General features: G+C 70.9%; 23 protein-coding genes and 1 tRNA gene. 5 read left to right on the forward strand and 19 right to left on the reverse strand.

Annotated elements, in window-relative coordinates; genetic code table 11:
* Nucleotides 1-7: 7 nt before the first annotated feature.
* Genes ACK4HH_RS04295 through ACK4HH_RS04320 form a run of 6 tightly spaced genes read right to left on the reverse strand, consistent with a single transcriptional unit; the run spans nucleotide 8 to nucleotide 5,118 of the window.
* Nucleotides 8-871 (reverse strand): prenyltransferase, encoded by an 864-nt coding sequence (locus ACK4HH_RS04295; protein ID WP_409648614.1) that lies wholly within the window; start codon nucleotides 869-871, stop codon nucleotides 8-10.
* On the reverse strand, nucleotides 868-1,185 hold the full coding sequence (locus ACK4HH_RS04300; RefSeq protein WP_409648616.1) for a lycopene cyclase domain-containing protein: 318 nt from the start codon (nucleotides 1,183-1,185) through the stop codon (nucleotides 868-870). Before ACK4HH_RS04300 ends, ACK4HH_RS04295 begins: the two co-directional genes overlap by 4 nt.
* A complete protein-coding gene (locus ACK4HH_RS04305) occupies nucleotides 1,182-1,553 on the reverse strand; it encodes a lycopene cyclase domain-containing protein (RefSeq protein ID WP_409648618.1) in 372 nt (123 codons plus the stop codon). Before ACK4HH_RS04305 ends, ACK4HH_RS04300 begins: the two co-directional genes overlap by 4 nt.
* Before the next feature lie 15 nt (nucleotides 1,554-1,568).
* Nucleotides 1,569-3,149, reverse strand: coding sequence for a phytoene desaturase family protein (gene crtI, locus ACK4HH_RS04310; RefSeq protein WP_409648620.1), 1,581 nt, complete (start codon nucleotides 3,147-3,149; stop codon nucleotides 1,569-1,571).
* Nucleotides 3,146-4,051 carry a phytoene/squalene synthase family protein gene (locus ACK4HH_RS04315; RefSeq protein WP_409648622.1) on the reverse strand — a complete coding sequence of 302 codons (906 nt, stop codon included), beginning with the start codon at nucleotides 4,049-4,051 and terminating at the stop codon, nucleotides 3,146-3,148. The genes crtI and ACK4HH_RS04315 overlap by 4 nt, the downstream gene beginning before the upstream one ends.
* Nucleotides 4,048-5,118: a polyprenyl synthetase family protein gene (locus ACK4HH_RS04320; RefSeq protein ID WP_409648624.1), complete on the reverse strand. Its 1,071-nt coding sequence runs from the start codon at nucleotides 5,116-5,118 to the stop codon at nucleotides 4,048-4,050. Before ACK4HH_RS04320 ends, ACK4HH_RS04315 begins: the two co-directional genes overlap by 4 nt.
* A 21-nt stretch (nucleotides 5,119-5,139) precedes the next feature.
* Here ACK4HH_RS04320 and idi point away from each other — a divergent pair, with 21 nt between their 5' ends.
* A complete protein-coding gene (gene idi, locus ACK4HH_RS04325) occupies nucleotides 5,140-5,679 on the forward strand; it encodes an isopentenyl-diphosphate Delta-isomerase (RefSeq protein WP_409648626.1) in 540 nt (179 codons plus the stop codon).
* Here idi and ACK4HH_RS04330 read toward each other — a convergent pair.
* Entirely contained in the window at nucleotides 5,661-7,700 is a 2,040-nt protein-coding gene (locus ACK4HH_RS04330; RefSeq protein WP_409648628.1) for an ATP-binding protein, read from the reverse strand. The two genes, idi and ACK4HH_RS04330, sit on opposite strands and share 19 nt — an antisense overlap.
* A gap of 80 nt (nucleotides 7,701-7,780) precedes the next feature.
* On the opposite strand from ACK4HH_RS04330, the gene ACK4HH_RS04335 reads away from it, so the two are divergent.
* Complete coding sequence (locus ACK4HH_RS04335) at nucleotides 7,781-8,146, forward strand: response regulator transcription factor (RefSeq protein WP_409648630.1); 366 nt, start codon at nucleotides 7,781-7,783, stop codon at nucleotides 8,144-8,146.
* Nucleotides 8,147-8,171: 25 nt separating this feature from the next.
* Here ACK4HH_RS04335 and dcd read toward each other — a convergent pair whose 3' ends face one another.
* Complete coding sequence (gene dcd, locus ACK4HH_RS04340) at nucleotides 8,172-8,762, reverse strand: dCTP deaminase (RefSeq protein WP_409648632.1); 591 nt, start codon at nucleotides 8,760-8,762, stop codon at nucleotides 8,172-8,174.
* A 128-nt stretch (nucleotides 8,763-8,890) separates the two neighbouring features.
* Here dcd and ACK4HH_RS04345 point away from each other — a divergent pair.
* A tRNA-Gly gene (locus ACK4HH_RS04345) sits at nucleotides 8,891-8,961 on the forward strand.
* A gap of 204 nt (nucleotides 8,962-9,165) precedes the next feature.
* Here the strand turns inward: ACK4HH_RS04345 and ACK4HH_RS04350 are convergent.
* Entirely contained in the window at nucleotides 9,166-10,791 is a 1,626-nt protein-coding gene (locus ACK4HH_RS04350) for an alpha/beta hydrolase (protein ID WP_409648634.1), read from the reverse strand.
* Nucleotides 10,792-10,922: 131 nt separating this feature from the next.
* On the opposite strand from ACK4HH_RS04350, the gene ACK4HH_RS04355 reads away from it, so the two are divergent.
* The gene (locus tag ACK4HH_RS04355) at nucleotides 10,923-11,456 is read left to right on the forward strand and encodes a hypothetical protein (RefSeq protein ID WP_409648635.1); all 534 of its coding nucleotides are present in this window, start codon (nucleotides 10,923-10,925) and stop codon (nucleotides 11,454-11,456) included.
* Nucleotides 11,457-11,468: 12 nt separating this feature from the next.
* Here ACK4HH_RS04355 and ACK4HH_RS04360 read toward each other — a convergent pair whose 3' ends face one another.
* Nucleotides 11,469-12,794 (reverse strand): ATP-dependent RecD-like DNA helicase, encoded by a 1,326-nt coding sequence (locus tag ACK4HH_RS04360; protein WP_409648637.1) that lies wholly within the window; start codon nucleotides 12,792-12,794, stop codon nucleotides 11,469-11,471.
* Nucleotides 12,795-12,923: 129 nt separating this feature from the next.
* On the opposite strand from ACK4HH_RS04360, the gene ACK4HH_RS04365 reads away from it, so the two are divergent.
* Nucleotides 12,924-13,865, forward strand: coding sequence for a hypothetical protein (locus ACK4HH_RS04365; RefSeq protein WP_409648639.1), 942 nt, complete (start codon nucleotides 12,924-12,926; stop codon nucleotides 13,863-13,865).
* On the opposite strand, the gene ACK4HH_RS04370 is transcribed toward ACK4HH_RS04365, so the two are convergent.
* The 9 genes from ACK4HH_RS04370 to ACK4HH_RS04410 form a co-directional block, all read right to left on the reverse strand.
* On the reverse strand, nucleotides 13,850-15,907 hold the full coding sequence (locus ACK4HH_RS04370) for a cytochrome c oxidase assembly protein (protein ID WP_409648641.1): 2,058 nt from the start codon (nucleotides 15,905-15,907) through the stop codon (nucleotides 13,850-13,852). The genes ACK4HH_RS04365 and ACK4HH_RS04370 overlap by 16 nt on opposite strands.
* 131 nt (nucleotides 15,908-16,038) lie before the next feature.
* Nucleotides 16,039-16,311 (reverse strand): HU family DNA-binding protein, encoded by a 273-nt coding sequence (locus ACK4HH_RS04375; protein WP_409648643.1) that lies wholly within the window; start codon nucleotides 16,309-16,311, stop codon nucleotides 16,039-16,041.
* A gap of 208 nt (nucleotides 16,312-16,519) precedes the next feature.
* Nucleotides 16,520-16,825, reverse strand: a complete 306-nt coding sequence (rpsN, locus tag ACK4HH_RS04380) for a 30S ribosomal protein S14 (RefSeq protein ID WP_255160588.1) — start codon at nucleotides 16,823-16,825, stop codon at nucleotides 16,520-16,522.
* 3 nt (nucleotides 16,826-16,828) lie between these two features.
* Nucleotides 16,829-16,996 carry a 50S ribosomal protein L33 gene (gene rpmG / locus ACK4HH_RS04385; protein ID WP_100823747.1) on the reverse strand — a complete coding sequence of 56 codons (168 nt, stop codon included), beginning with the start codon at nucleotides 16,994-16,996 and terminating at the stop codon, nucleotides 16,829-16,831.
* The gene (gene rpmB / locus ACK4HH_RS04390; protein ID WP_255160589.1) at nucleotides 16,996-17,232 is read right to left on the reverse strand and encodes a 50S ribosomal protein L28; all 237 of its coding nucleotides are present in this window, start codon (nucleotides 17,230-17,232) and stop codon (nucleotides 16,996-16,998) included. The genes rpmG and rpmB overlap by 1 nt, the downstream gene beginning before the upstream one ends.
* Nucleotides 17,233-17,382: 150 nt before the next feature.
* Entirely contained in the window at nucleotides 17,383-17,787 is a 405-nt protein-coding gene (locus tag ACK4HH_RS04395; RefSeq protein WP_409648646.1) for a Fur family transcriptional regulator, read from the reverse strand.
* The gene (locus tag ACK4HH_RS04400; protein ID WP_409648648.1) at nucleotides 17,784-18,623 is read right to left on the reverse strand and encodes a metal ABC transporter permease; all 840 of its coding nucleotides are present in this window, start codon (nucleotides 18,621-18,623) and stop codon (nucleotides 17,784-17,786) included. Before ACK4HH_RS04400 ends, ACK4HH_RS04395 begins: the two co-directional genes overlap by 4 nt.
* Nucleotides 18,620-19,450 carry a metal ABC transporter ATP-binding protein gene (locus tag ACK4HH_RS04405; RefSeq protein ID WP_409648650.1) on the reverse strand — a complete coding sequence of 277 codons (831 nt, stop codon included), beginning with the start codon at nucleotides 19,448-19,450 and terminating at the stop codon, nucleotides 18,620-18,622. Before ACK4HH_RS04405 ends, ACK4HH_RS04400 begins: the two co-directional genes overlap by 4 nt.
* On the reverse strand, nucleotides 19,447-20,421 hold the full coding sequence (locus tag ACK4HH_RS04410; protein WP_409648653.1) for a metal ABC transporter solute-binding protein, Zn/Mn family: 975 nt from the start codon (nucleotides 20,419-20,421) through the stop codon (nucleotides 19,447-19,449). The genes ACK4HH_RS04405 and ACK4HH_RS04410 overlap by 4 nt, the downstream gene beginning before the upstream one ends.
* Nucleotides 20,422-20,513: the final 92 nt, after the last annotated feature.

A 20,513-nucleotide genomic window follows, 5' to 3' on the forward strand; every position in this document is an offset into this window, starting at 1 on the left:
GTCGGGCTCAGCGGTTGATCGCCCAGTAGATCATGAGCATCGTCACGATCGCGCCGGCGATGAAGTTGAGCAGCAAGAAGCGCCTCCAGCCCCGATTGGCGGTCTCGGCGGTCTCGTCGGTGATCATCCAGAACTGCGCCACGATGACGACGTAGGGCACGGCCGCGAGCAGCGCGAGCGGCCCCGGCCACTCGGTGCCGAGCAGCAGCAGCCCCGCGAGCGCGTAGGCCACGACCGCGAGACGAGTCGTCGCCCGCGCGCCGATGACGGTCGCGATCGAGGCCAAGCCACCCTCGCGGTCGGCGATGACGTCTTGCACCGCGCCGAAGGCGTGCGAGGCCATGCCCCACAAGAAGAACGAGACGAGGATGAGCCACAGGGCGGGCGTGAACGCTGCGCCCGCGAGCACGAGGCCGTAGACCGCGGGGCTCACGAAGTGCGTCGACGAGGTGATCGAGTCGAGCACGGGCTTCTCTTTGAAGCGCAGCCCCTTCGCCGAATAGGCGATCACCGCGAAGACGCTCACGGCGAGCACGAGCCACGACAGTGGCGACCCGAGGGCCACGAGGGCCACGAGGAACGGCACGTTCGTGATCACCGCGGCCCACAGCGTCGTTCGGTGGATGCTCGGGTCGAGCAGTGCCCCCTCCACGCCGCCCTTGCGCGGGTTGCGCAGGTCGCTCTCGTAGTCGAAGACGTCGTTGATGCCGTACATCGCGAGGTTGTAGGGGATGAGGAAGTAGATCGTGCCGATGAGGAACGCCGCGTCGATGCGGCCCGTCGTCAGCAGGTACGCGGCCGCGAAGGGGAATGCGGTGTTGATCCAGCTCAGGGGGCGCGAGCTGACGAGCAGCTGACCGATGGTCCTCACGGTTGACCATCATGGCGGCTGGGCGCGCGGCGCAGCAGCTCCCACACCGCGGGCAGCAGCACGAGCGCCGCGACCGTGTAGGCGAAGTCCTCGATCGGGGCCAGCCCGATGCGCACCCCGCTGATGAGGCTGTCGTCGTAGGCCACGAGTCCCGTGCCGATGATGACGTTGTCGAAGATCGCCGTGAGGGCGAGCAGCAGCACGGCGGCGAGCCCCACCGCGCGCCAGCGCGGGGCCCGGCGAACGACCATGGCCGCGATCGCGACGAGCGCCACGATGCCCAAGAAGACGACGTTGAGAAGGGTGTAGGTCATCCGGCCGCCCCCTCATCGATCGCGGCGGTGGATGCCCGGCGCGACCACCGGCCGTCGAGCCAGTCGCCCGCCGCCGTATAGGCGTTCATCGTGTTGTAGCAGAGCAGCGTCAAGAAGAAGACCTCTTCGATCGGCAGCTCGGGCCCGATGAGCAGACCCGTCATGAACTCGGTCTGCCCGCGAAAGAAGATGCCGAGCAGAATGCCGCCGAGATCCCACACGAGGAAGAAGGCGACGCCGAGCGGCATCACGATCGCGGCCCGGCGCGCGTCGCGCCAGAAGAACAGGCCGAAGCGGCGGTCGAGCAGCACCATTCCCGTGATCGACACGGCGAGCGCCGCGAGGTACGCGAAGTTCACGAGGGACATCGCTCGTCAGCGCCCTCAGGCGGTGGCCGCGGCGGGGTCGGCGTGCACCGTGCGCTCGAGCGGCTCGGGCAGCGGGCCCGTCGAGGTGTCGCCGCGCAGGCGCTTGACCAGGATCTCGGCGCTGATGAGGCACATCGGCAGGCCGATGCCGGGGATCGTCGAGCCGCCCGCGTAGTAGAGGCCCGTGACCTTCTTCGAGACGTTGCCCGCCCGAAAGAATGCGCTCTGCGAGAGGATGTGCGCCGGCCCGAGCGCCGTGCCACGCCAGGCGTTGAGGTCGTCGTTGAAGTTGCCGGGCCCATAGGTGCGCCGCACGACGATGCGCTCGGCGAGGTCGGGAATCTTCGCCCACTCGGCGATCTGCGCCACGATGCGGTCGGCGTAGACCTCGAGCGGGGTGTCGCCGTCGCCGTCGACATCGCCGCGGCCGAACGAGAGGTCGGCGGGCGCCGGCACGAGCACGAAGACGTTCTCGTGGCCCTCGGGAGCGACCGAGGGGTCGACGCCGCTCGGCTTGCAGATGTAGAGCGAGGCCGGGTCGGGCAGCGTGGGCTGCGCACCGAAGATCGACTCGAAGTTCTCGCGCCAGTTCGCGGTGAACAGCAGTGTGTGGTGCTCGAGCTGCGGCAGCTCGCCCCTGATGCCCAGGTACATGAGCAGCGCGCTCGGCCCCGCCGTCTTCTTGTCCCAGTACGACTGCGGGTAGGTCTGCAGCTCGGCGGGCAGCAGCTGGGTCTCGCTGTGGTGCAGGTCGGCGGCCGAGACGACGATGTCGGCCTCGAGCACCTCGCCGCCCTCGAGCTCGACCCCGGTGGTGCGCTTCGTGGTCGGGTCGACGATGATGCGCGCGACGGGGGACGAGGTGCGGATGCTCACACCCTGCTGCTCGGTCACCACGGCGATGCGCTCGATGAGGCGGGTGAAGCCGCCCATCGGGTAGAGCACGCCGTCGGTCAGGTCGAGGTGCGACATGAGGTGGTACATGCTCGGGGTCAGGAAGGGCGACGAGCCCAGGAACACCGCGGGGTAGCCGAGGATCTGCCGCAGGCGCAGGTCGCGGAACCGCCGGGCCACGTAGTCGTCGAGGTTCTGCAGCAGCATCTTCACGAGCTTGCCCGTGCGGGCGAGCACGTCGCCGCGCAGCAGCGGGCCGAACGAGGCGAAGCTCGTGTAGAGAAACCGCTTCTTGGCCATCTCGTAGGTGTCGAGTGCCGAGTCGAGGTAGCGCTCGAGCTTGGCGCCGGCACCGGGCTCGATCGACTCGAAGAGCGCGATGTTCTCGTCGCGCGACGCCGCGATGTCGGTGGGGGTGTCGAAGCCCTGCGTGATGACGCGGTAGCCGGGGTCGAGTTGCACGAGCTGCAGCTGCTCGGCCGCGCTCGTGCCGCAGAGCTTGAAGAAGTGGTCGAACACCTCGGGCATGAGGTACCACGAGGGGCCCATGTCGAAGCGGAAGCCGTCTTTCTCCCACGACCCGGCGCGACCGCCCACCTCGGGCTGCTTCTCGACCAGGGTCACCTCGTGACCGTCGCGCGCGAGCAGCGCGGCGCTCGCGAGCCCCGCGATCCCTCCACCAATGACGACGACGCGACTCATGATGCTGCTCCGTTCGAGGGGGCCGCGGCGCGCGACCACGTGCGGGGGGTGCGGCCGGCGAGCGCGCCGAGCGCGATGCGGGCCTTGACGGGGTCGGGAACGCGCACGCGGGCCCGGATGAGCTGGTCGGCGGGGGTGCGGCGCAGGCGCACCGAGAGCTCGGCGAAGAGGCCCTGTGCCAGGGCGACGGCGCGACGGCTGCCCTTCGGCAGGTCGGGGATCACCGCGGCCGAGGTGCGCAGGTCGGCGTCGATGTCGTCGAGCAACCGCACCTTGTCCTCCTCCGTGAAGTTGTCGACGCGCACGCCCGGAAAGTAGCTGCGACCGAGCGTCTCGAAGTCGGCCGAGAGATCGCGCAAGAAGTTGACCTTCTGGAAGGCCGCTCCGAGGGCGCGCGCTCCGGCGACCATGCGGTCATTCTGCTCGGCGCTCATGTCCAGACCCTGAACGAACGCTCGCAGGCACATGAGACCGACGACCTCGGCCGAACCGTAGACGTACCGGTCGAAGCTCTCGGGGTCGTGCTCGGTGTCGGTGAGGTCCATGCGCATCGAGTGGAAGAACGGCTCGGTGAGCTCTTCACCGAAGCCCCCCTCGCGCGCCGTGCGGGCGAAGGCGTGCACGACGAGGTTCGTCGAGTAGCCCGACTGCATGGCCGCGTTCGTCTCGGCCTCGAACTCGTTGAGGTACCGCGCGGCGTGCACGGCGTCGAGACCCGCCTCGGCCACGCCGCCGTCGACGATCTCGTCGGCCACGCGCACGAGCGCGTAGATGTTCTCGACGTGCTGGCGCACGCGCGCGTCGAGCAGGCGCGACGCGAGGCCGAACGATGTGGAGTACCGCCGGATGACGACCCCCGCCGTCTCGTCGGCGACCTGGTCGTAGAGGCTCAAGCGGTTCATCGCACCCGTTTCAGCACGGTCTCGGCGACGGGATGCAGCTCGTCGCGCAGGGCGGAGGGGATGTGGGGCTCGGCCAGGCGGGCGAGCGCGCGGTTGGCGTAGCCGCGCGCGAGGTCTTCGGCGAAAGCTCGCGCACCGCACTCGATAAGCAGCAGGCGGGCCTCGTCCGCCTCGTCGAGGCTGAGATCGGCCTTGCCGATGAGGTCGCACAGGCGCGCCCACGCGGGCGTCGAGCAGGCGAAGGCGATCATGACCGTGCGCTTGCCCTCGCGCAAGTCGCCGATCGTCGTCTTGCCCGTCGCCTCCTCCTCGCCGAAGACGCCGAGCACGTCATCGACGATCTGGTAGGCGATGCCGATGTCGCGCCCGAAGTCGCCGAGGGTCTCGACGGTCTGCTCGCTCGCCCCGGCGAGGATCGCGCCCGCCTGCAGCGGCGTCTCGAACGAGTAGACGGCCGTCTTGAGGCGCTCCATGGTGAGGATGTCGTCGACGAGCGGCATGTCGGGGTCGATCGAGAAGTCCACGTCGATGAGCTCGCCCGCGGCGCTCGCGAACATCGCCTCGTCGAGCACATCGAGCAGGCGCTCGCGCAGCGGCGAGCCCACGCCGCTCTTGTCGATGAGCCGGTAGGCGTTGAAGAGCGCCAGGTCGCCCGCAATGACCGCGGCCGAGACCCCGCGGTGCTCGGCGATCTCGACGCTCACCCCGCGATCCACCGCGTGGTCGCGGTACGCGCCCGAGATGTTCGGGATGCCGCGGCGCACGAAATCGCGATCGATCACGTCGTCGTGCACGATGAGGGCGGTGTGCAGCAGCTCGAAGCTCGCGCCCACGTAGGCCGCGGCATCCATGTCAGAACCGCCCAGGCCCGCGTAGGCGGCCATGACCATGCGCGGCCGAAAACGCTTGCCGCCCTGCGTGTTGCGCTCGAGCAGGCCCCAGAGGTGCTCGTAGTGGCTACCCAGGGGTACCGCACGCTTCTTGGATAGGCTGAAGAAGCGCTCCAGCACAGCGTCGACCATAGCCGCTCGCGACTCCGCGATCGCCTGCTGGTCGTTCCTCTTCACCCGAGCAGACTACCCCGGCCCATGAGCGAAATCCCTGAAACCGTCGTGCTCCTCGCCGACGACGGCTCCGTCGTCGGCACCGCGCCGAAGGCCACCGTGCACACGACCGACACCCCGCTGCACCTCGCCTTCTCGTGCCACGTCTTCGACGAGCACGGGCGCGTGCTCGTCACGCGCCGAGCCCTCGACAAGCGCACGTGGCCGGGTGTCTGGACGAACGCGTTCTGCGGGCATCCCGCGCCGGGCGAAGACACCGCGCAGGCGATCGCGCGCCGCGCCGAACGCGAGCTCGGACTACGCCTGACCGATGTGCGCATCGCTCTGCCCGACTTTCGCTACCGCGCGGTCGACGCCTCGGGCATCGTCGAGAACGAGATCTGCCCCGTGTATACGGCGCTCGCCGAGGGCGAGCTCGCCCCGGCCGCCGACGAGGTGGCCGAATGGGCCTGGCTCGATCCCGCCGAGCTGCGCGCCGCCGTGGCCGCCGCGCCGTTCGCCTTCAGCCCCTGGCTCGGCTGGCAGCTGGCCGCCTGGCCGGGCGACTACGCGCCCTCGGTCTGAGCCGCATCACTCGCGTCGCGCGCCGCGCGATCGAACCGGCGCGGCACCCGCACGGTCGCGGTCGTGCCGTGCTCGCCGTCCGAGAGCAGGTGCACGTCGCCGCCGAGCCGCTGCCGCACGAGGGCGCGCACGATCGGCAGGCCCAGCCCCGTGCCCGGAACATCGCTGTGCCGCTCGGAGTGCACGCGGTAGAAGCGCTCCCACACCGCCTCCTGCTCGGCGAGCGGAATTCCGGGGCCCTCGTCGGCAATGCTCAGCTCGAGCCACTCGCCGTCGTCGAGCAGCTCGACCGAGACCGTGCCGCCGGGCGGGCTGAACTTGATGGCGTTCGAGAGCAGGTTGGCGCAGACGCGCGCGAGGTCTTGCTCGACACCGACGATCGTCACGGGATGGTCGGGCACGCTCACCTCGACGCGCACGCCCCGCTCGGGTGAGACGAGGCCCGTCGCGTCTTCGACGCATTCGGTGAGCAACCGCCCAGCATCCACCTCGACGGGGGGCCGCATGCTCGCCTCGACGGTCGAGAGGCTGCTGAGTTCGAGCACGTCTTCGATGACGTCGGCGAGCCTCCGCGCGTTGCGGTGGATGATGCGGCCGGCGATCCGGTTCTCGCCCTCGAGCTCGGCCTCGGCGAGCTGCTCGGCGAAGCCGAGGATGCTCGTCACGGGCGTACGCAGCTCGTGGCTGACCGAGGCGATGAAGTCGTCTTTCTGCTGGTTGAGCTCGCGCAGCTCGTCGGCGGTCTCGAGCGCGGCCCGCTCGCGGCGATCGCGCGCGGTGACATCCGTGAAGATAATCGTCACGATCGGGCGGCCGCCCGCCTGCGAATGCGTCGCGACGTCGACGTCGTAGCGGCGCGGGCCCCGCACGAGCTCGACGCGCCCCGAGCGCTCACCCCGCACCAGCTCGTCGATCGCCGAGAAGCCGAGCAGGGGCTGATCGGCGCGCGACGACAGCAGGCGGTTCTCCCAGTCGACCGGAAGGTCGTCCCAGCCCAGCGCCTCGAGCGCGACGGCATTGACGCCCACAATGCGCAGCCGCCCCGAGTCAAGCCGCTCGCCGATGAAGATGCCGGTGTCGGCGCTGACGATGCTGCTGCGCAGCAGCGACTGTCGCGCTTCGAGCTGCGTGACCACGTTCGCCCACTCGTTGCGCGCGGCCGAGACGAAGAGCGCGGCCGTGGCGTTGACGATGAAGAACAGCTGGATGAGCTCGACGGTCGTGCGCGTGCCGTCGTCGGTGTAGATCGCGAACGGGCCGCCCCCGATCGACGTGAGCACCGTGACCGCGACGGCGACGCCGATGAGCTCGACCGACAGCAGCAGGGTCGAGAGCCGGAAGGCCGCCCACAGCAGCGCGATGAACGGCAGGAAGGCGATCGGCAGGGTATTGCCCGGCCAGAAGACGATGGCGATGGATGCGGCGAGCACGGCCGCCTGAACGACCGCTTCTGCGGTGCTCGCGAGACGCCCGAGCCGGCGACTGACGAGCCCGAGCGGGACGACGATGAGCAGGGCCGAGAAGTGCGAGGAGACGAGCGAGAACGCCGTCGGCACAAAGTCCTGCCCGCGCAGCAGCGCCGCCGTGGCCCCCGCGAGCACGCCGATCGCGAGGGAGCCCAGCAGTGAGGCGATGATGAGGCGGCCGACGTCTCGGGGCGTGTCGAGGCGCGACTCGGGCGCTCCGCCCGAGATGACGCGGGCGACGATCCAGGCCTCGGTCGCGTTCGCGATGCCGAAGAGGGCGGCGACGAGCAGCTCGCGGCCGCCGAGCACGTTGCCCGCGGCCGTGATCGCCGCGATGCCGGTCGCCGCCGCGACGCGCGTGCCGCGCGAGGCGAGCAGCGCGATGACGCTGAGGCCCGCCGCGGGCCACCACGCGGCGATCGTCGCGTTATCGGGACTGAACGTCACCGAGAGGTAGCTCACGACGCCGGCGATGAGCACGAGGGCCACCACACCGGGACGGCGCACCCCGGCCTGAGCGCGCCAGAGCGCCGAAGCGAAGCCTTCGTGACCCATGCGGAAAGCCCTCCTGAACGTCTGCCCCGCGTCGGTTCTTTCGTGAGAGACTACGCACCAGATGCCGGGGAGGGAATCGCATGGCGCACGTGCTGATCGTCGAGGATGAACCCGACGTGCTACTGCTCCTCGAGAATCGCATGCGCGGTGCCGGCCACGAGGTCGAGAGCGTGACCGACGGCGAGCAGGCGCTCGACGCCGTCGCGCAGCGCGAACCCGCCGTGATCATCCTCGACTGGATGATGCCCAAGCTCGACGGGCTCGCCGTGCTCGAGCGCTTGCGCTCGACCGACGCCGAGCGCCGGGTGAAAGTGCTCATGCTCACCGCCAAGTCGCAGCAGCACGACATCGACCGCGCCTACGCCGCCGGCGCCGACGACTACATCGTCAAGCCGTTCAGCTCGCGCGACTTGATCGACCGCGTCGCGGCCCTCGCCGGCACCTGAGCGACCGCGCTGTTCGCCGGTCGGACTACTCGCCCGCGGGCGCGATCGCGGTGCGGTGAAAGTTCTGCCACGACCGCGAGGCCGTCGGGCCACGCTGGCCCTGATAGCGGTTGAGGTACTGCCCCGTGCCGTAGGGGTTCTCAGCGGGCGACGACAGCCGGAAGAAGCACAACTGGCCGATCTTCATGCCCGGCCAGAGCTTGATGGGCAGCGTCGCCACATTGCTGAGCTCGAGCGTGACGTGACCGGTGAAGCCCGGGTCGATGAACCCCGCCGTCGAGTGCGTGAGCAGGCCGAGCCGGCCAAGCGAGCTCTTGCCCTCGAGCCGCGCCGCCACGTCGTCGGGCAGCGACACCTGCTCGTACGTGGCCCCGAGCACGAACTCGCCGGGGTGCAGGATGAACGGCTCATCGGGCTTCGCCTCGACCAGACGGGTCAGCTCGGGCTGCTCCTCGGCCGGATCGATGAAGGGGTACTTGTGGTTGTCGAACAGCCGGAAGAACCCATCGAGTCGCACATCGACGCTCGAGGGCTGCACCATGCCCAGGTCGAGCGGGTCGAGTCCGATGCGGCCCGACGTCAGTTCGGCCCGGATGTCGCGGTCGCTCAGCAGCATGCGGTCAGCCTAGCGAGGGGGCGGGGTTCGCTACACTGAGGGTGCGCGAAACCGACGCCCGAGACGGGCGTCGGCGCTGGCGTCGCGGCAATGGCCAGAAATGGCCATTGATCCAAGCTCCAGCGCGCGGGGATGTAGTTCAATGGCAGAACTTCAGCTTCCCAAGCTGATAGCGCGGGTTCGATTCCCGTCATCCCCTCGGCCCACCGAAAGTTTCCGGGCACGATGCTCGACGCGCAGACGCTGACGCGTCTGCGGGGTTCGATTCCCGTCATCCCCTCGGTGTTGATGGCGACGCCGCCGCTCCTGCGGCGTCGCGGCGCTTCCGCGCGACGAGCGCGGTCGCCGCGCTCCGCGACTCGGCTCTCGTTGATCGAACTGCCACTCCTGCGGCGCAGCGCGCTCAGTCTTCGTCGGTGAGGGCGTAGCTCTCGATCTCGGCGCGCAGGCGGTCGAGGGCGGCGGGCGTGAGGCCCGCATCCCCCGTCACGGCACGCCAGCCGTCGACGACGACATCACCGAAGTTGTGGCCGTGCCGAGCGGGCACGCTCTGCCCCATGAGCATGTCGATCGTGACCTGCAGGCCCGTGACGACGGGGATCCAGAGCATCGAGGGGCTCACGTCGGGCCCGCGCTGATCGTCGCGCAGCCACTCGGGCTCTGACCACAGCAGATCGGCGGTGAGCCACGTGATGGGGTCGGTCGCGTGCTGCAGGTAGAGCACGCGCGGTTCCTCCCAGGGGCCGGTGAGGCGCTTGAGGTCGCCCGGGCGCGAGATCCAGCGCACGCGCTCGCCGCCATCGAGCACCGGCTGCCAGGCGGGCGATCCGGCATCGCGCGCCGACTGCAGCTCGCGCCAGAGGTCGGCACTCGGCGGGCTGCCGACGAAGAGCGCGCCGTCGGTGCGCTCGCGCAGCTCGTCGAGATCGGCGAAGACCTCCTGAGCACCATGCGCCCCGAGGCTGAGCCCGTACGTCACGAGACGCGGGCGGTCGTCGGCCGGCAGCCGCGACCACTCGGCGTGCACGGCCTCGAAGGTCGCGCGCGCCGCGGCGACGGGCGCGTCGGGGTCGAACAGGAACGACACCCAGCTGGGGGTGTAGGCGTACTGCACCGCGACGATCGCGGTGTCGCCCGCGTGCAGGTACTCGACGGCGTCGACCGCCTGGTCTTCGAGCCACCCCGAGCCCGTGGTCGTCGCGACCACGAGCAAGTCGCGCTCGAAAGCGCCCGTGCGCCGAAGCTCGTCGACGGCGACGGCTACGCGCTCGTCGACAGTGCTCGCGTTCTCGAGCCCCACGTACACGCGAATGGGCTCGATCGCGTCGACGCCCGTGAGGGCCGAGATCTCGGCCGCGCTCGCACCCCCGGCGATGAACGCGCCGCCGTGCCGACCCAGACCCTGCCAGTCGACCGCCGACTGCGGCCCCGCCGACCGCGTCGCGCTGCCCGGTTCGGCGAGCGCCGCGTCGGGCTGGCCGTTGCGCGACGCGTAGACCGTGTCGATCGCCGCCACGACCACGATCCCGAGCAGCAGGATGCCCGCCGCAACCACCGCTGCAGCGCCGAGCCCCCCGACGGCGGGGCCGACGAGCCGCACGAGGTGCCGGGTCATGCGCGCGACGCCGCGCCCGATCGCCACGAGCAGCGCGGCCGTGACGAGCGCACCGACCAAGAAGGCGCCGACCGCCACCGCATCGATGGGTGCGACCTCGACGAGAGCGCGCACCTCGTTCTGCCAGCCCACCGCCGCGAGCCCGACGATCACGATGACGGCGAGCGTGAGCACGAGCATCCCGACCCAGAAGACACGTCGGGCGCAGGGCGAGGGCGAGCGCACGACGCGCGACCGCACCACCCACCACACGAGGGCGCCGAGCGCGTAGCCGAGCGCGAACGCGGTGCCGCTGAGCACGCCCTGCAGCAGCGCCGGCCGCGGCAGCAGCGACGGCGTGAGCGAGAGCGCCACGAGCACGAGACCCACGAGCACGCCGCCGGGATCGAGGTGCCACGAGCGCCGGGCCGTCATGCCGTCAGCCTACGACCCGCTCGACGACGCGGGCCACGGCGCGGGCCAGGGCAGTGGCGATGACGACCAAACCGGTTTCGCGAGGGTGCCGAACACCAGGTACAGGCAAGGGGAAGAAGCGAGGAACAGCAATGGCTCGAGGGTTCGTGGCGGTGACGGCGGCGGGGGCCGCGGTCATCCATGGTGCCGCGGCTCTCACGGCTGCCGACGGGGGCGTCGGCACTGCACTCGCGCTGGCGGGAGCCGCCGAGCTCGTGATCGCGGTGGGGGCCGCGATCTCAGCTCGGTGGCTCCCCGCCGCCCGCACGGTCGCACTGATTCTTGCGACGCCCGTGCTGCTCTGGGCGACGTTGCTGCTGGTCGCCGTCACCGCCGATTCGCCGGCCCTCGCGAGCTCGCTCGCGACCGCGCCGCTGGCGGGAGCGTCGCTGCTGGGACTGACCGGTGCTGCATTCGCGGGGGCGGATGCTCGGCGCACGCGGGTGGGGGCCCGCGTGCGCCCGCTCCGGGCCGGCATCGTTCTGGCGACCGCCGGTCTGCTGACCGCGCTCGTCGTGACGCCCTCGGTCGCCGCGACCCTGCCGAGCCCGTTCGACGCGCCGCAAGACGCGGCTCCGACGATCGTGTTCGGCGACCACTCGGGGCACGTCGGCTACGACGAGTAGCGGCCTCGGGCGCTACGCGCTCGGCGCGATCGCGCGCCCGATGCCCGGCTCGGCATCGGCCATGAACCGGCGCACGTCGTCGTCGACGATGATGTCGCTCGGGCGCAGCGGGCGCGCAAGATGCAGGCCGTCGAGCGAGCGGATGCGGCTGAGGGCCACGTAGGTCTGCCCCGGCGCGAAGGCGCGCGGGCCCAGATCGACGATCGCGTGGTCGTAGGTGGAGCCCTGCGACTTGTGGATCGTGACCGCCCAGGCCAACCGCAGGGGGAACTGGGTGAACTCGGCCACGACGTCTTTCGAGACGCGCTTCGTGGCCGCCGAGTAGGTGTACCGGTACTTCTCCCACGTGGCCGGCACGACTTCGTGGCTCTCGCCGTCGACCTCGATGAACACGGTGCGGCCGATGCGCTCGACGGTGCCGAGGGTGCCGTTGACCCAGCGGGGGTGGCCGTCTCCTCCCGTGTCGTTGCGTAAGAACATCACCTGCGCTCCGACCTTGAGCTGCAGCTCTTCGTCGGCGGGGTAGCCGCCCTTCGGTCCGAACTCGCCGACGACGTCGGCGCGGGCGGTCTTGGGGTCTCCGGGCAGGCGGCGCAGGGCATCCATGTTGATGCGCGTCACCGTCGCGTTCGTCGTCGCGAGGGTCAGCACGCCGTCGTCGGGCGCCGGGCGCGCGCCGGCCTCATTGAGGGCGCGCCCGATCTCGGGGGTCACGGTGCCGTGGCGCACCGCCGTGAGCATGGCCCGGAAGTCGGCGTCCTGCTGGCGGTGGATCGTCTGCAGCTCGACGATGCGCAGTTCGGCCTCAGCCCACACGCGCGCGTCGAAGAACCACATCGAGCGGTAGTGGTCTGCGTAGTAGGCGCGCTCACCCTCGTCGCGGCCCGGCACGGGGGCGAGCTGGTACGGGTCGCCGAACAGCACGACCTGCACCCCGCCGAAGGGCTCGTGCCGGCGAGCCCGCGCCTGGCGCAGGCGGCGGTCGATCGCGTCCATGAGGTCGGCGCTGACCATCGACACCTCGTCGATGACGACGGTGTCGACCGAGGCCAGCAGCCGGCGCAGCTCGGGCGGGTCGTCGAAGTCGTGGTCGGCGATGAGCCCGATCGGCAGGCGGAAGAGCGAGTGGATGGTCTGCCCACCCACGTTGAGGGCGGCGACACCCGTGGGCGCGCACACGACGACCGTGCGATCGGTCGAGGCCACGAAGGCGTCGAGCAGGGTCGACTTGCCGGTGCCCGCGCGCCCCGTGACGAAGACGTGCTCGCGCGTCGACGCGATGAGCTCGAGCACCGCCAACTGCTCGGGGCTGAGCGCGGTGCCCGTGGTCTGCGCCATCTGCCCCGCCCTCCGTGCCGCCGACCGCTGGCCGCCACCGAAGGGCGGCGTTCCACTGTAACCGCGGCGCGCGGCAAGGGTCGCACGCGCCGCCGCCGCACGCACGGGGCGCGCGCCTAGGCTGGTCGCATGTCTCGGGCAGTGCTCGTCTGGGGAGGAGCCGCGGCCGCCATCCTCGGTCTCGGTGCCCTCGCGTTCGGTGCCGTCGTGGCGACCGCCACCCCCGCCGCGCACGTGCAGCGCTACCTCGACGCGCTCGCGACCGACGACCTCGTCGGGGCCGCGCGGCTCGCCGGCCTCGAGCCGCCGACCGCCATGCCGCTCGGCGATGAGGGTGCGCCGAGCATCCACCGCATCGTCAGCAGCACCCCCGGGCCCGACGGCACCGTCACCGTCGTCGCCGAGTACGGCGATGACACGGATGCCGTGCGCGTGCCCTTCATGCTCGTGGCCGCGCCGCCGACCCTCGGGCTCGTTCCGGCCTGGGTGTTCGCGCAGCCCCCCGTGGTCGCGCTCTCGGTCGCAGCCGATCAGCACGACGTGCTCGTCGTCGGCGATCGCCGCGTGCAGGCCGAGTCGTCAGCAGAACCCGTGCTCGTGAGTGCCTTCGTGCCCGCGCGCGTGACGGTGCGCCTCGACGAGCCGCTGCTGCGGGCCGCGCCGTCGAGCCTGCGCGCGGTTGTCGACGCCCCGCCCGCCGTGCTCGTGGTCGAGGCGACCGAGCGGTTCGAGCGCGCGGTCACCGAGCAGGTCGAGGCGCTCATGAGCACGTGCGCCGAGCAGCAGGTGCTGCAGCCGTCGGGCTGCCCGTTCGGCATCGAGATCGACGATCGCGTGATCGGCCGGCCGAGCTGGCGCGTCATCGATTCGCCGGCGCTCACCCTCGGCACGAGCGAGCGGCCCGGTGTCTGGCGGTGGCGCGGAACCGGCACCGCCGCGATCACGGTCACGGTGCAACGGCTCTTCGACGGTCGCACGAGCGAGCGCGACGACGAGGTCGAGTTCATCGTGAGCGGCGAGGTCGTGCTCGGCCCCGACGGCCCGGTGCTGACGGTCTACCCGCCCGACTGATCGCCGCGCGAGGCGCCGGTCGTCGCCCGTTGGGCGTGCCGCTGCGTCGCCCGCGCGCGGTCGGCGAGCATCGCGTTCCAGGCCTCGAGCTCGGCATCGCCGTCGCGGTCGGCCTTGCGGTCGAGGCGCGTGCTCTCGCGCTTGTCGGCGCGGCTCCAGCTCCACACCACGAGCATCGCGAGCACGAGGGTGGGAATCTCGCCGACGCTCCAGGCGATGCCACCGCCGGTCTGCTGGTCGGCGAGCGGCGGCTGGCCCCACTCGCGCCCCATCGCCCCGAACCACTCGGGCAGCAGCAGGCCGGTGCCGGTGATGAGCGAGAGCCCGAAGAAGGCGTGGAACGCCATCGTGGCGAGCAAGATGATGAGTCGGATCGGGTAGGGCGGCCGATACGGCGCGGGGTCGACGCCGATGAGGGCGTTCACGAAGAGGTAGCCGCTGAGCAGGAAGTGCAGCACCATCCACTGGTGGCCGAGGTGGTCGCTCACGGCCCACGAGAACAGCGGCGAGTAGTAGAACACGAGCAGCGAGACCGCGAACACGACCGAGGCGACGAGCGGGTGCCCCACGATGCCGGCGAAGCGCGAGTGCACGATCGCGAGAATCCATTCGCGCGGGCCGCTCGATCCGTCTTTGCGGGCGTGGATGGCCCGTGCCGCGAGCGTCACGGGCGCCCCGAGCACGAGCATCACGGGAATGCCCATGCTGAGCACCATGTGGCCGAGCATGTGGACGCTGAACAGGAACTTTTCGTACACCGCGAGCCCGCTGCTCGTCACGACGACGAGCGTGATCATGCCGAGCGTCCACAGGATCGTGCGGTGCACCGGCCACGCGTCGCCGCGGCGGTGCAGGCGAACGACCCCGGCGAGGTAGAAGAAGGCGCCGAAGCCGGCGAGCAGCGCCCACAGCAGGTTGAGATCCCACTCGGTCGCGAGGCGCCACGCCTCGAAGGCGGGCGGCAACGGCGAGCCCGTGAGGATCTCGGCGGGGCTCGGGTCGGCGAGCTCGTCGACGGGCACCTGGGGCACGGGCGTCGCCGTGCGGGCGAGCGCGGTCGCAAGGCCCGACGCCGCACCCATGAGGGCGAGCTCGGCGCTCACGATGACCCAAAAGGTCGAGCGCGGCCGCTGCTCGCGCTCGAGGCGCCCGATGAGGCGCCGCCGATAGGCCGCACCGAAGGCCCCGAGCCCGATGAGCGCCGCGACCTTCGCCGCGACGAGGGCGCCGTAGGGCGTCGCAAGGGCATCGAGCCCCCCCATGCGCAGCTGGGCGCTCACGAGTCCCGAGCTCGCGACGACGATGAACGCGACGAGCGCGATCGTCGAGTAGCGCGCGAGCACGACGGGCAGGCGGTCGGCGAGGGCGCGACGGGCGAGCACGATCGTGAGCAGCCCGCCGACCCACATCGCGGCGAACACGCTGTGCAGGTAGACGGCCGTGACGGCGGCGTCGTGGTCGGCCGTGCCGCCCGCGTGCCCGGTCTGGGCCACGGGCCAGAGCGCCGCGACCGCGACGACGAGCACGGCGACGAGTACGGCGGGGCTGCGCACGGCGAAGCACAGCACGGTGACGACGGCGGCCATGAGCGTCGTGGCGAGCCAGGCCTGCCCCAGTTCGCGCGTACTCAAGAAGTTCGAAAGCAACGCGCCGAACTGCGGATCAAGCGTCACCGGCTGGGCGTAGATGGCGAGGAAGGTCAAGAACCCGGAGGCCGCCGACGCGACCGTCCAGAGGGCAGCGGAAGCGGCGGCCACGTCGAGCGCGCGCCCGTGCTCGGCGCGCTCGGGGGCGAGGGCCAGCACGGCCAGCAGCAGCCCGCCGATCGCGCCGGCGGCGCCGAGGGTGGCCGCGAGCTTGGCGACGGGCAGGCCGTAGCGCACGACGGCTCCCGGATCCGCGAGCAGAGGCGCCTCGGCCCCGCCACCCACGACGAGGCCCACGAGCAGCGCGATGAGCGCACCGGCGCCGAGCGCGACACCGCCCACGAGCCCCCACGGGAGGAGGGCGGCGCGGGGAGGCGCGGGGGCGGTGATCGTCACCCCTCCAGGCTAGGCGACCGTGCTGAGTGGCGACGCTGAACGAGCACCCCCGCGAACGCACGGAGGGCGGCCCCCGTCATCGGGGAACCGCCCTCACCGCGCGCGAGCGCGGGCGTTCGTGGAGCTGCTGCCTACTTGGCGGCGGCCTTCAGCTTGCTGCCGGCGCTGACCTTCACGCCGTACGACGCGGCGATCTGGATGGCCTCGCCGGTCTGGGGGTTGCGACCCGTGCGGGCGTCGCGGTGGGTGCGCTCGAAGGCGATCCAGCCGGGGATGGCGACCTTGGTGCCGCCCTTGACGGCGCCGGAGACGACCGAGAAGAGGCCGTCGATCGCGCGGTTCACATCAGCCTGGCTCAGGCCCGACTCAGCGGCGATGGCCGCGACAAGCTCGGAACGGTTCATGGTGTCCTCCTCGGACCTCAACAGTTTGGTGGAGATGGCTCTCGGTCGTGATCTGACCGCGAACCGCCTCGACGGTACCAGCACTCCCGCGAGTTTCCGGGCATTTGCGCGCGAGGCGCGGCAACCCGTGATGGTCGGCGCACACAGGAGGAGGGGGCGCCCGATCCGGGCGCCCCCTCCTCGAGGCAGTGCGTGGTGCGAGCGGGTGCTACCAGCTCGACTTGGTGATGCCGGGCAGCTCGCCGCGGTGCGCCATGTCGCGGAACCGCACACGCGAGATGCCGAACTTCGTCAGCACACCGCGCGGGCGGCCGTCGACGGCGTCGCGCGAACGAACGCGCACGGGCGAGGCGTTGCGGGGCAGCTTCTGCAGGCCCTTGCGCGCGGCCTCGCGCGACTCGTCGGTGCCGTTCGGGTCGACGAGCGCCTTCTTCAGCTCGAGTCGCTTCGCGGCGTACCGCTCGACGACGACCTTGCGCTGCTCGTTGCGCGCGATCTTGCTCTTCTTGGCCATGACTTAGCGCTCCTCGCGGAATTCGACGTGCTTGCGGACGACCGGGTCGTACTTCTTCAGCACGAGGCGGTCGGGGTCGTTGCGACGGTTCTTGCGGGTCACGTAGGTGTACCCGGTACCGGCGGTCGACTTGAGCTTGATGATCGGACGGACGTCCTGCTGCTTGGCCACTAGATCTTCTCCCCACGAGCGAGCAGGTCTTTCACGACGGCTTCGATGCCACGGGCATCGATCGTCTTGATGCCCTTGGCCGAGAGCGTCAGCGTGACGTTACGGCGAAGCGACGGCACGAAGTACGTCTTCTTCTGGATGTTCGGGTCGAAACGGCGCTTGGTGCGCCGGTGCGAGTGCGAGATGTTGTGGCCAAAGCCGGGAACGGCTCCGGTCACCTGGCAGACGGCTGCCATGGTTCCTCCAATATGTGGCTACCGTACGGCGAGCGCCGTACCCAAGGTCACTTGTCGGCACGCAGACACCCGTGCTTCCCGCCGAATGACGCTGGCGAGACGAGAGCGCGTACAAGACGGGCGGATGGCCGCCCGACACAAACCCCTAGCCTACGACGAAAGGGGGTCGGCCTGCAATCTCGAGCAGGCCTCGCACAGCCCGAAGACGTCGACGACGTGCTCGGCCCGCGTGAACCCGTGCTCGCCCGCGATCTGACGGGCCCACTCCTCGACCGCGCGGGCCTCGATCTCGACCGTGAGCCCGCAGTTGCGGCAGATGAGGTGGTGGTGGTGGCTGCCGGGCGTGCAGGCGCGGTAGAGCGCCTCGCCCTCCTGCTGCAGCGAGTCGGCCTCACCCTCGTCGGCCAGGTCGGCGAGGGCCCGGTAGACCGTGGCGAGCGCAATGCTCGAGCCCGCATCCTTCAATGCCCCGTGCAGGGCCTGCGCGCTCACGAAGCCCTCGCGCTCGGCGAGAGCCGTGCGAACGGCCTCGCGCTGCCACGTGTTGCGCTTCATCGCAGCGCTCCGGCCCGCGCGCCCGCGCGCGCGCCGATGATGCGGCACACCACGTAGATCGCGAACGAGATGGTCGTGATGTAGGGGCTGATGGGCAGCGAGCCGCCGATGGCCAGCAGAATGCCGCCGACGGCCGAGACGAGCCCGAAGACCATGCTGAGCACGGGCACCATGACGGGCGAGCTCGAGACGCGCAGCGCCGCGGCCGCCGGGGTCACGAGCAGCGCCATGACGAGCAGCGCGCCGATCACCTGCACCGATACCGCGACGGTCAGACCCAAGAGCGTCATGAACAGGATGCTCAAGGCCCGGCTCGGCACGCCCCGAGCGCTCGCCACCTCGGCGTCGAGGCTGTCGAAGGTCAGGGGGCGCCAGACGATGAGCAGCGCGACGAGCACGACGACGCTGATGCCGATGAGCAGCCCGAGCTGCGGCAGGTCGACGCTGATGATCTGGCCCGTGAGCAGGCCGAACTTGTTGCCGCTGCGGCCGGGGTAGAGGGCGAGAAAGAGGATGCCCAGGCCGAGGCCGAAGGGCATGAGCACGCCGATGATCGAGTTGCGGTCGCGCGCCTTCGCGCCGAGCACGCCGATGAGCCCCGCGGCGATGAGCGAGCCGACGATCGAGCCGGCCACGACGTTGAGGCCGAGCAGCAGCGCCGCGGCGGCGCCCGCGAACGAGAGCTCGCTGATGCCGTGCACGGCGAAGGCCATGTCGCGCTGCATGACGAAGACGCCGATGAGCCCGCCGACGACGCCGAGCACGGCCGCGGCGATGATCGAGTTCTGCACGAGGGCGAGCAGCTGCACGTAGGTACCGGGGTCGACGGTGATCATGCCGTCACCTCGTGGTGGTGCTCGAGCTCGGGAACGCCCACGACGACGACGCGCCCGTGCGACCGGAACACCTCGACCGGGGTGCCGTACAACCGGGTGAGCACGTCGCTGCGCAGCACCTCGTCGGGCGTGCCCACCGTGAACCGGCCCTGCGCGAGATACAGCACCCGGTCGACCATGCCCAGCACGGGGTTGATGTCGTGCGTCACGAAGACGACCGCGGTGCTGTGCTCGCGCCGTCGGGCGTCGATGAGTTCACTCACCGCGCGCTGGTGCTGCAGGTCGAGGCTCATGAGGGGTTCGTCGCACAGCAGCAGGGTCGGGTCGTCAGCGAGGGCCTGCGCCACCCGCAGCCGCTGCTGCTCGCCGCCCGAGAGGCTGCCGAGCGGCCGGTCGGCGTAGGGCTCGGCGCCGACCGAGGCGAGCAGGGCATCCACCTTCTCGCGGTCACCGCGCGTCGAGATCGGCGGCCCCCAGCGGGTGCCGTTGACGCCGAGCGCGACGAGGTCGCGGCCGCGCAGCGGGGTTCCGGGCGCGGCGATCTTCTGCTGCGGGATGTAGCCGATGCGACGGTGCCCGCGATGCGCGGCGTGGCCGCCCACGAGCACGGTGCCCTCGTCGAGACGGCGCTCGCCGAGCATCGCGCGCAGCAGGCTCGTCTTGCCCGTGCCGTTGCCGCCGAGCACGGCGATGAACTCGCCGGGATGCACGTCGAGATCGAGGCCGCTCCAGAGCTCGCGGTCGCGCACGCGGAGGGCCCCGCCGCGGATGCTGAGCACGGGGCTCGGCGTCGCGGCGGGGCCTCCCGCTGCCGGGTCTGTCGTCACGCGGCGAGCGCCGCCGCGACCGCTTCGATGTTCGTGCGCATCCACGACACGTAGTCTTCCCCGTCGGGCAGGGTTTCGACGAACGAGACCACGGGAATCCCCGCCTCCTCGGCCGCCGCGCGCACCCGCTCGGTCTCGGGGCTCGCGGTCTGCTCGTTGTAGGCAAGCAGGCGCACCTCGCCCGAGGCGATGAGGTCGAGCACCTGCTGCAGGGCCAGCGGCGGCACGTCGGCGCCCTCTTCGATCGCCTCGCTGAACTCCTCGGGCGTCTCGTCGTCGAAGCCGAGCTCGGCGAGCAGGTAGGCGGGCACGGGCTCGGTCGAGGCCACGACACCGCCGCCGAGGCTCGCCGCGGAATCCTCGAGCAGGGCCTCGAGCTCGTCCAGCCGCTCGTCGAACGCGGCGAGGTTCTGCTCGAAGACCGTCGCGTTGTCGGGGTCGAGCGCGGCGAGCTCGGTCGCGATCGCCGCGGCGACGTCCTCCATCATGTGGATGTCGTACCAGACGTGCTCGTTCGTGCCTTCGACGTGGCCGTGGCCGTCGTCCTCAGCGGCCTCGTCGTCGGAGTGCGCCTCTTCCTCATCGGAGTGTGCGTCCTCGCCCTCCTCGAGCAGGCCCGCGACGACGACGGCGCTCAGCACGACGGCCTCGGTGCCCGAACCCTCGACGAGCACGTCGACGAAGGGGTCGTACCCGCCGCCGTTGCCGATCACGAGGTCGGCGTTCGCGATCGCAAGCTGGTCTTGCGCGTTGGCCTCGTAGCTGTGCGGGTCGATGGTGGGCGAGTCGATGATGCTCGTCACGGTGGCGGCGTCACCCGCGATCGCGGCGGCGATATCGCCGTAGACGTTGGTTGAGGCGACGACCGAGAGGCCGGTCGCCTCGGGGGCCGGGGCGGCGCACCCCGTGAGGGCGGCGCCGGCGGCGGTCGCGACGAGCAGGGCGGTGAGAGCGCGGCGGGTCGAGGTCATGGCACGATGCTAGGTCTTATCGAGAATGATTGTCAAAACGATTCTCAATAAGGATCGGCTGGGGCCGAGGTTCAGGATGCTCCACTACCGTC

It is taken from the genome of Microcella sp. (assembly GCF_046296455.1).
Classification (GTDB): domain Bacteria; phylum Actinomycetota; class Actinomycetes; order Actinomycetales; family Microbacteriaceae; genus Microcella.

Excerpts from the sequence above, each read along its gene's own strand:
- ACK4HH_RS04300 (WP_409648616.1), bottom strand. The coding sequence starts at position 1,185 with ATGACCTACACCCTTCTCAACGTCGTCTTCTTGGGCATCGTGGCGCTC.
- ACK4HH_RS04305 (WP_409648618.1), bottom strand. The coding sequence starts at position 1,553 with ATGTCCCTCGTGAACTTCGCGTACCTCGCGGCGCTCGCCGTGTCGATC.
- crtI (WP_409648620.1), bottom strand. The coding sequence starts at position 3,149 with ATGAGTCGCGTCGTCGTCATTGGTGGAGGGATCGCGGGGCTCGCGAGC.
- ACK4HH_RS04315 (WP_409648622.1), bottom strand. The coding sequence starts at position 4,051 with ATGAACCGCTTGAGCCTCTACGACCAGGTCGCCGACGAGACGGCGGGG.
- idi (WP_409648626.1), top strand. The coding sequence starts at position 5,140 with ATGAGCGAAATCCCTGAAACCGTCGTGCTCCTCGCCGACGACGGCTCC.
- ACK4HH_RS04330 (WP_409648628.1), bottom strand. The coding sequence starts at position 7,700 with ATGGGTCACGAAGGCTTCGCTTCGGCGCTCTGGCGCGCTCAGGCCGGG.
- ACK4HH_RS04335 (WP_409648630.1), top strand. The coding sequence starts at position 7,781 with ATGGCGCACGTGCTGATCGTCGAGGATGAACCCGACGTGCTACTGCTC.
- dcd (WP_409648632.1), bottom strand. The coding sequence starts at position 8,762 with ATGCTGCTGAGCGACCGCGACATCCGGGCCGAACTGACGTCGGGCCGC.
- ACK4HH_RS04350 (WP_409648634.1), bottom strand. The coding sequence starts at position 10,791 with ATGACGGCCCGGCGCTCGTGGCACCTCGATCCCGGCGGCGTGCTCGTG.
- ACK4HH_RS04355 (WP_409648635.1), top strand. The coding sequence starts at position 10,923 with ATGGCTCGAGGGTTCGTGGCGGTGACGGCGGCGGGGGCCGCGGTCATC.
- ACK4HH_RS04360 (WP_409648637.1), bottom strand. The coding sequence starts at position 12,794 with ATGGCGCAGACCACGGGCACCGCGCTCAGCCCCGAGCAGTTGGCGGTG.
- ACK4HH_RS04365 (WP_409648639.1), top strand. The coding sequence starts at position 12,924 with ATGTCTCGGGCAGTGCTCGTCTGGGGAGGAGCCGCGGCCGCCATCCTC.
- ACK4HH_RS04375 (WP_409648643.1), bottom strand. The coding sequence starts at position 16,311 with ATGAACCGTTCCGAGCTTGTCGCGGCCATCGCCGCTGAGTCGGGCCTG.
- rpsN (WP_255160588.1), bottom strand. The coding sequence starts at position 16,825 with ATGGCCAAGAAGAGCAAGATCGCGCGCAACGAGCAGCGCAAGGTCGTC.
- rpmB (WP_255160589.1), bottom strand. The coding sequence starts at position 17,232 with ATGGCAGCCGTCTGCCAGGTGACCGGAGCCGTTCCCGGCTTTGGCCAC.
- ACK4HH_RS04395 (WP_409648646.1), bottom strand. The coding sequence starts at position 17,787 with ATGAAGCGCAACACGTGGCAGCGCGAGGCCGTTCGCACGGCTCTCGCC.
- ACK4HH_RS04400 (WP_409648648.1), bottom strand. The coding sequence starts at position 18,623 with ATGATCACCGTCGACCCCGGTACCTACGTGCAGCTGCTCGCCCTCGTG.
- ACK4HH_RS04410 (WP_409648653.1), bottom strand. The coding sequence starts at position 20,421 with ATGACCTCGACCCGCCGCGCTCTCACCGCCCTGCTCGTCGCGACCGCC.